This window comes from Micromonospora sp. AB353, from assembly GCF_049538395.1.
Lineage (GTDB): Bacteria > Actinomycetota > Actinomycetes > Mycobacteriales > Micromonosporaceae > Micromonospora > Micromonospora aurantiaca.
Map to the genome: position 1 here is coordinate 106,825 of NZ_JBMVFV010000008.1, position 8,238 is coordinate 115,062.

Consider the following 8,238-nt stretch of genomic DNA (forward strand, 5'->3'; position numbering starts at 1 on the left):
CGGTGAGCGGACCGGTGGTCGGTGGACGTTCGCGGGGCGGGACAGCCGGCTGGCTAGTGTGAAGCGATGAGGTTCGGAGTGCTGGGCGACGTCGCGGTGTGGACGTCGGACGGCACACCTGTCGCCGTGCCCGGCCTCAAAGTGCGTGGTCTGCTGGCTGACCTGCTGGTTCACGAGGGACGCCCGGTGACCGCCGACCGGCTGATCGAGGATCTCTGGGGTGACGAGGCGCCCGGCAACGCGCTCGGGGCGCTCCAGACCAAGGTGTCGCAGTTGCGCCGCGCACTGGGGGCGGGCGAGGCGGGTGGCCGTGCGCTGGTCGAGTCCGGGGAAGCCGGCTACCGGCTGCGGACGCCGTCGGAATCGGTCGACGCCGGACGCTTCGCCGCTCTGTTGCTACGTTCGGGCGCGCAGCGGGAGCCGGCTGTGCGGGCGGCGACGCTGACGGAGGCCCTGTCGCTGTGGCGCGGTTCCCCGTACGCCGACTTCAGTGACGAACGATTCGTCCGCCAGTCGGTCGAGCGGCTCAACGACCAGCGCCTGACCGCGCTGGAGGAGCTGGCCGAGGCCCGGCTCGATCTCGGTGAGCACCATCTGCTCGCCGGGGAACTGACCGACCTGGTCGCACGCCACCCGTGGCGTGAGCGACTACGGGCCGCGCACCTGCGCGCCCTGTACGGCTCGGGACGCCAGCATGAGGCACTGTTCGCCTACGAGCAGTTCCGTCGGCAGGCGCGCGACGAACTCGGCATCGATCCCGGCAGAGAGTTGGTCGAGCTGCACGGGGCGATCCTGCGCCAGGATCCCGCCCTCCAGCCGCCGGCACCGGCGTCGAGTCCGGCCCGGACCAATCTTCCGGCGCCTCTGTCGCCTGGTCCGTACGGCGGGCTGATCGGGCGCGACGCGGCCGTCGAGGCGGTGCGGGAGCGGCTGACGAACGAGCGGCTGGTGACCCTGACCGGTCTGGGTGGGGTGGGAAAGAGCAGGTTGGCGATCGAGGCCGCTCGTGCGCTGGGTGACACGTTCCCCGCTGGAGTGTGGCTCGTCGAGCTGGCCGGCCAGCCGTACTGCGGCGACCACGCGACCTGCGCCGAGATCGTCGACATGGTGGCGGCGACGCTCGAGATCCGGGACGACGGCCCGCCCGGCCTGCCCGGTGATCGATCACCGCGCGAGCCGATGGACCGGCTGGTCGCCGCGCTGCGAGGCCGGCGAATGCTGTTGCTGCTCGACAACTGCGAACACGTGGTGGCGCCGGTTGCTCAACTGACCGAGAAACTCCTCGGCGCCGCGGCCGACCTGCGCATCCTGGCGACGAGCCGCGAGCCGCTGGGGATCCCCGGCGAAGTCGTCTTTCCGGTGCCGCCGCTGGGCCTGCCGGAGCCCGGGGCCGGCGCGCGGCAGGTCGCCGAGGCTCCGGCGGTTCGGCTCTTCGTCGCCCGCGCCCGCGCCACCGAGCCGGGGTTCACCGTCGATCAGCGGAACGCGGATGCGGTCGCCGTCGTCTGCCGGCGTCTCGACGGCGTACCGCTGGCGCTCGAACTGGCCGCGTCCCGCCTGGCCGTTCTCGACCCGGGCGAGCTGGCGGCACGGCTCGACGACCGCTTCCGGCTGCTGTCCTCCGGCCGGCGCACCGCGCCCGCGCGTCAGCAGGGGCTCCGCGCCGTGATCGACTGGAGTTGGGAGTTGCTGTCGCCTCCCGAACGCGCGGTGCTGCGCCGGCTTGCGGTCTTCGCCGACGGCGCCACCCTGGCCGCCGCCGAGCAGGTGTGCGGGGGCGGGCAGGTGGCATCGGACGAGGTCCTCGATGTGCTGGCACGCCTGATCGACAGATCGCTGGTCACGGTGCGGCACGGCGAGGGTCCGCGACGCTTCCGGCTGCCGGAGACGGTGGCTGCCTACGGTCTGGAACAGCTCGACCGCGCCGCCGAACTGCCCGCGACCCGTCGCCGTTATGCCACGTGTTTCGCCCGTCTCGCCGAGCAGGCCGCCGGACGGCTACGTGGTCACGATCAGAGTCGCGCGCTACGCGAGCTCGACGCTGAGAGCGCAAACCTCCGGGCGGCACTCGACGTAGCCGCCACCGACGGTCAGGCCCGCGTGGGCTTGACCCTCGCCACCTCGTTGTCCTGGTACCGGCTGCTCCGGGGTCGGTTCGGAGAGGTGAGCCGGTCACTGCGAACGGCGTTGGACATCGTCCCGATGGGCGAGGACGACGTCGCACCGGACGGCCTGCGGCGACATGCGCAGATGTGGCTGACCGCTCTCGCCACCCGGGACGGCGATCCGACCGCTCCCCGGCAGCGGATCCTGGAGAGCTACCAGGACACCGAGGGGCCGGAGAAGGCGTTCGCGCAGTGGTTGTTCGCCTCCATGATGCTCGGCTCCGGTGATCCGGGCGAGGCCGCCGCCCTGGTCGACGCGGCGCTGGCGGCGTTCCGCGCCGGCGGGGACCGGTGGGGCATCGCCGCCGCCTGCGCCATCCGGGCGGACCTCGCGCTCGTACTCCGCAGCGACCTGCCCGCCGCGCAGCGTGACTGCGAGACCAGCCGGTCGCTGTTCGAGCAGGTGGGCGACCGCTGGGGACAGGTGCATCCGACGAGCCTGTTGGGAACCCTGGCCGAGATCCACGGCGACTACGATCGCGCCGCCACGCGCTATCGGGAGGCGCTGCGCATCGCCGAACACCTGCGGCTGTGGACGTCGGTGTCCCGGCAGCTCGCATGCATCGGCCGGCTCGCCATGTTGAGAGGCGACCTCGACGAGGCCGCCGTCAGTCACAACCGCGCGCTACAGGTGGCCCAGGAACAGTCGAGCCCTTCCGCTGTCGCCTTCGCCGGCACGGGCCTGGCAATGATCGCGCGACGGCGGGGCGACCTCGACGCCGCCGAGACCCAGCAGCGGGATCTGCTCGACTGGAACCGCCGTGCCGGCTTCCTGCCGGGCTGCGCGCTCGCGCTGGCCGAGTTGGGGTTCATCGCGGAGCACCGCGGTGATGCCGTCCTCGCCGAGCGCCACCACCGTGAGTCGCTCGACGCGGCGCGCGCCACCGGGGATCAACGGGCGATCGCCCTGGCTCTCGAGGGCCTGGCCGGGGCCATCAGCCTCGGCGGTGACAGCCGCCCCGCCGCGCGGCTGCTCGCCGCGGCACGGACGCTGCGCGAGGCCGCCGGAGCGCCGCTGCCTCCCGGCGAGCAACACGACGTCCAGCGCATCACCGTCCGCCTCCGGGAGGCGCTCGGCAGCGACGAACTCACTGCCGAGATGAGCCGCGGCGCACAGCTCGACCTCGACGAACAGCCGTTCAGCGGCGTCGGTAAGGGGATCGTCAGCGAACGGTAAGCCTGCTCGGCACGGTTGACCGAGAACCGAGCCGAACCAGGAGGCACCATGCAGACCGATGCCAGGATCGCCGTCATCTACTACTCCGCCACCGGCACCGTGCACCGGCTCGCGCAGGCATTTGTCGACGGAGCCGCGGACGCCGGCGCGGAGGTCCGCCTGCGCCGGGTGGCGGAGTTGGCGCCGGAGCACGTCATCGATGCCAAGCCGCAGTGGCGAGCCCACCTCGACGCCACTGCCGACATCCCGGTCGCCACCCTGGACGACCTCCGGTGGGCCAACGGGTACGCCTTCGGCACGCCGACCCGTTTCGGGAACATCTGCTCCCAGCTGCGCCAGTTTCTCGACACCACGACCGTCCCGTGGCAGGCGGAGGAACTGGCCGACAAGCCGGCGACCGGCTTCACCGCCACCTATGAGGAACACGGCGGCCAGGAGGCGACCCTGCTCAGCCTCTATCAGACCTTCCACCACTGGGGGTCGATCATCCTCCCTACGGGCTACCTGAACTACGACACCGCTCACGCCGCCGGCGGAAACCCGTACGGCGTCAGCCTGGTGGAGAGCCGCGCCGGCCGGGATCCCGAGTACGCCAGAGCTGTCCTCGAGACGGCCTGCTTCCAGGGCGCACGCCTGACCCGGATGGCAGCCGCTGTCGCTGCCGCCCGCGCGGACAGCCGGCTCGGGTGAGGCCCGGCGGCGGGAGCAGGACGACACCCGGGCGGATTCGTCGGTAGGCACGACAGGTCATGTCGAACATCGCTCAACGGGGTGCCGGTGGCTTGTCTACTCGCCGGTCGGGCCGCCTGCCCGCGTGTGCCGGCCCTGCGCGCGCAGTGCGGCCAGCAGGTCGGCGCGGGTCTCCTCCGGCCCGACGAACCACCGCTCGTCTCACCGGTCACCCCACGGGTCGCCGAGCTCGCGCCGGGAATCCCCACTCGATCCAGCGCATCTCAGCGAGCCGATCGGATCAGCTTGACATGAGGTCAGGCGGTCTGATCACGCGCTGCCCGGATCGGTTCGGCTGGCACGGTTGCTGTACATCACTGCTGGCATGAGCTGGTCGGCCGCCCTGGTCCAGCCGAGGAAACGGCGGTACAGCACCCCCGCCGGCGTCCAGGGCATGTCCTCGGTGGCCTGGACGAGATAGCTGCCGAGGTAGAGGGCCAGCGACACCGGAGCATCCTCGTACTCCGCGCGCAGCTCGCGCTTGCGGGTCGGGCACGGCCAGGGCAGGTCGCAGCCACCGCAGCTCCAGACCGGCATGACCGGGCCGTGGGTGGTCACCGCATACCCTCCAAGAACCGCGCGGTGACCGCCCGCGCCTGCCGGCTCGTCGCCCATTCCACCTGCCAGCACGGGTACGGAGTCAGCCGCGCCCACCACGCTCGGCAGCCGGCACACATGCCGTCGAGCCCTCGGACGTGAACCGCGACGATCGCCTTTTCCTGCTCACTGGTCACTGCTCACCCTCCGACGGCCAGTGGCCCCGATTGATCGGAATCCGATGCCGGGCGCGGCAGGGCAGGTCGGACCCACAGCGGCAGATGCGCCGCCAGAGCCGCCACGACCACACCGGCCGGTGCCTGCGAGCAAGAGTCAGCGCGGTGGCAGAAAGGTAGTCGTCATACGAGACGCGCCACACGGACCCTCCCCCGGTTCTGAGGGGGACGCGGCGACCAGGCGATACCCGCACCACCCGCCGCATCCCGTGAGCAGGACGCTACGGTCGGTCGCAGAGCGGAATGGGTAGGGTTCCTACCCCTGGATCACGAGAGCAGCCCGACCTTGACCGCGAGGTCACGGGCGTCGTCACGGGTGGAGCGCGGGCCGTCGAGCAGGTCCAAGGTGATCTGGCGGGCGTACCCGTTGAAGCGGATCGTCTCGGGGGCCGACTCGTACGCCTTCCGCAGCGTCGTCACGGCCGCTTCCTTGTCGTCCTTGCCGTAGTGCGCTCGCGCCACCTCGATGAGATGGCGTGCCCGGCGCGGCCTCGACGGGATGGCCGCCGAGTCGTGGCGGCGCGCCTGCCGTACCGCCTCACCGGACTTCTGCAACTCCACCGCCACCGTCACCGCGTGGGCGCCCATGATGACCCGGGAGAACGACGTCTGCGGCTGATAGAAATCCTCCGGCAGACGCTGCGCCACCCGGTCCGCCCGATCCCAGTACCGCCACGCCCTGCCTTCCTCGCCGGCACGCGCGGCGGTGTAGGCGGCCTCGAAGTTGAGCGCACCCCACAACGCCAGCAGATTCGTGCCCGCGTCAGCCGCCCTTGGCTCCAGAGCCGACAGGACATCCTGGGTCACCACCATGGCGGTGTCCCAGTCCCCGGCGTCCCGATGCACCTGACAGAGGAACCATGCCGCGAGGGCCGCCGCCTCCGGGTCACCCGAATCCTGCGCCGCCACCATCGCCCGGTCCGCGACCCGCCACAACAACTCGGCAGCCGGCTGGTACGCAAGGAACATCTGCGTCAACCCGAACGTCTCCGCCAGCAGCGACTGCGCCTGCCGACGCTCGACGCCCTCGTACACCAGCGCGGCCCGCTGCACGTCGTGCAGAAGTCTCGGCAGCAGCCCACCCAGCACCGTCCGGTGATCGGACGCCTGATGACGCGCCCGCCACGCCGTCGCAAGCCGCTCCCTCAAGCCGGCCAACGACTCCACCGCAGCCTCATCGGAGAGCACGACACGGTTCACGGCGTCCCGCACCGACGCCAGCGCCGGATGCTCAGGCCCGTTCACCACAGCGGACCTGTCGCTCAGCTCGCCGGCCAGGGCGGACACGTCGACCTTCAGCGCACGCGCGATGCGGTCCAGCATGTGAATGCGCGGAGGCAGGATCCGATCGGTCTCCACCGCCTTGACCCACTCGGCGCTGCGCCCCACCAGCCCACCCAGCACCGCGCGGGTCTTCCCGGACCGCTCCCGGTAGACCTTCAACCGCTGTCCGAAGGTCAACTCCGGCAAGGATTCCATCCCGAACCTCCTCATAGCGCGGGATGCGCCACCGGCCTCTTGGCCGCCGTGGCACCAACGCTACCGACCTGCTTGCGGCCGCATAACCCCGAGCACACCGGCATGCTGTCCGGCGCCTTCGTGCTGACTCAGACCGGTCGATTCGGATTCGGGGCAAGGCGAGCGGTTCCACGCTCGAACTGGATGGAGCACTTCGGTGTGAACGCCGCTTCCGCCTGCTCCCGGACATCAACCTTTGCCGTCTAGTCGCACTCCATCCACCCCGGCCACCTTCCCCTCCCAGGGAGTACCCGGGTCCACTAGCCATCGCGCTGACTTTTTGCTAACGCCAGCATCGCCGTGCGACGCTGTCATGGACACCTGCTAGGCAGGAGTTCGCAGGCAGCCTAGTAGTCAGTGAATTTGGCAGATCTATCGATGTTGACTTCTGCTTCTTCGGGAAACTGTCCGCCGATCACCAGCTTGCCTTCCTGATCATGAATCAGGTCGAACCGAAAACGCTTCCAGCAAGGCACGTCTGCGTGAACCAGGACAACTCCGCCGGCAAGATGGAACGTGTTGAAGCTAACGTCGAGCATGCCAGGCTTGCCGCCATTGGGCCTAATGCGCAAATCTCTGCCGGTAAACTTTCCGGGCCCAATCCGGATCTCCGTTGGCCCTTTTGGAATAACATCCAAATTGACATATGAATCGTCTGAGATGTCGGAAGGAATGGAGATATCGACGTCGCTGGTCGCCACGTCATGCAGCACAAGCCGATTCGTCAACTTGTAAGCATGCATCGACAGTCTACTCCGTTCCAGGTGACTGCCAGACAAATCCACCTCCCCATCAATTACCGATGAACGCTGCTGGAACCAAAATCCTTCCCCATCGGAATCAAACTTTAGGGCGGAATCACTGACCTTCGCGCGCCTTAGCAGGAAGTGGGAATATTCCCCGACATTCATCCTGTCCAACTCGAAGGAACTACGGTCAATGATCGCTTCATCGAAGATGGCTAGACTATCACCCGAAAGGCTCATGCCCTGCATTAGGATTCTGAAGTTGTTAAACTCCGAGCCGGTGAAGTCTAGGATTGAATCATTGAGCTTAGACACCCTTAGCCGCATTTCACCATTACGGAATAAGCAATTCCGGAACTGGATCCTTACGCCATCGAGTGAAATCTGATCTAAGTCGACGTTGTCGAAGTGCCCACCGGAGAAATCCAGCTCCTCCGAACCCCATGACACAATATCGTCTGGCTTCAGCAGTCGGCGCCTTACCGCCTTCCACGCTGTTCGGCGAACCTCGCTTTCGCCTACGTCAGGGGAATCGGAGGTTAAGTCTAGCGTCGGCAATCGGAGGTATGAGCAGATGGCCATAACGCACGGGGTGCGACCCTCAACCCAGTCGTCACTGAGGATGGCCATCGAGTGAAGTCCAGCGAGGCGGGCGGACGGTCGCTCATGGGACATCAACTCCGCAGCCTTTACGTAGCGGTCTGAGTATACTTGCTGATCCGCACGGAGGCCGTCTCGTTCGGCTAGAATCTGCTTCCGGAAGGCATATATGGCTCCGAGTGAAGCCCCCGTAAGCGCGGTAAGGCTGATGGCCGCCGTAAGCACCGCCGGAAGGGTCTTGTCATTCGGAGCATGAAAACCGGAGAGCAGTGCGATGAGAACCCAAAGGAAAATGAAGAAGAAAACAAACAAGGCGACGGCAGCCACGGCAGCGAATGGCAGAATCTGGTGAAGCCCTCCACCTAACCTCGGATTACTGAGATCAGACAGGCTTTTCGCCGCCTGCGCTCTCGCCTTCCACAGGCGCTGCGTCAGGTTTGACCTAGAGGAAAAGTCTGTCGCGGCCAACTCTTCTCCGCTCTTTGGCTGATCTACCTGGCTCGACTTTGCTGTACATAGTGCCAAGCGAC

The 8,238-nt window shown here is 67.9% G+C and carries 5 protein-coding genes and 1 pseudogene; 2 read left to right on the forward strand and 4 right to left on the reverse strand.

The window, feature by feature from the left end:
* Positions 1–66: 66 nt before the first annotated feature.
* Together ACPCK6_RS06675 and wrbA are read left to right on the forward strand one after the other, a co-directional pair.
* Entirely contained in the window at positions 67–3,342 is a 3,276-nt protein-coding gene (locus ACPCK6_RS06675; RefSeq protein WP_423480632.1) for an AfsR/SARP family transcriptional regulator, read from the forward strand.
* Between the two features lie 48 nt (positions 3,343–3,390).
* Complete coding sequence (gene wrbA, locus ACPCK6_RS06680; protein ID WP_396880763.1) at positions 3,391–4,032, forward strand: NAD(P)H:quinone oxidoreductase; 642 nt, start codon at positions 3,391–3,393, stop codon at positions 4,030–4,032.
* 296 nt (positions 4,033–4,328) lie between these two features.
* Here wrbA and ACPCK6_RS06685 read toward each other — a convergent pair.
* The 4 genes and pseudogenes from ACPCK6_RS06685 to ACPCK6_RS06700 form a co-directional block, all read right to left on the reverse strand.
* Positions 4,329–4,629 (reverse strand): annotated as a pseudogene (locus ACPCK6_RS06685) (hypothetical protein).
* Positions 4,626–4,805: a hypothetical protein gene (locus tag ACPCK6_RS06690; protein ID WP_423480633.1), complete on the reverse strand. Its 180-nt coding sequence runs from the start codon at positions 4,803–4,805 to the stop codon at positions 4,626–4,628. The pseudogene ACPCK6_RS06685 and the gene ACPCK6_RS06690 overlap by 4 nt, the downstream one beginning before the upstream one ends.
* Before the next feature lie 306 nt (positions 4,806–5,111).
* Positions 5,112–6,323, reverse strand: a complete 1,212-nt coding sequence (locus ACPCK6_RS06695; RefSeq protein WP_423480634.1) for a helix-turn-helix domain-containing protein — start codon at positions 6,321–6,323, stop codon at positions 5,112–5,114.
* 386 nt (positions 6,324–6,709) lie between these two features.
* Positions 6,710–8,238, reverse strand: a 1,529-nt coding sequence (locus tag ACPCK6_RS06700; protein ID WP_423480635.1) for a hypothetical protein, incomplete at its 5' end; no start/stop codon positions are given.

Bases quoted from the DNA above. Each gene is read 5' to 3' on its own strand.
- wrbA (WP_396880763.1), top strand. From the start codon at position 3,391: ATGCAGACCGATGCCAGGATCGCCGTCATCTACTACTCCGCCACCGGC.
- ACPCK6_RS06675 (WP_423480632.1), top strand. From the start codon at position 67: ATGAGGTTCGGAGTGCTGGGCGACGTCGCGGTGTGGACGTCGGACGGC.
- ACPCK6_RS06695 (WP_423480634.1), bottom strand. From the start codon at position 6,323: ATGGAATCCTTGCCGGAGTTGACCTTCGGACAGCGGTTGAAGGTCTAC.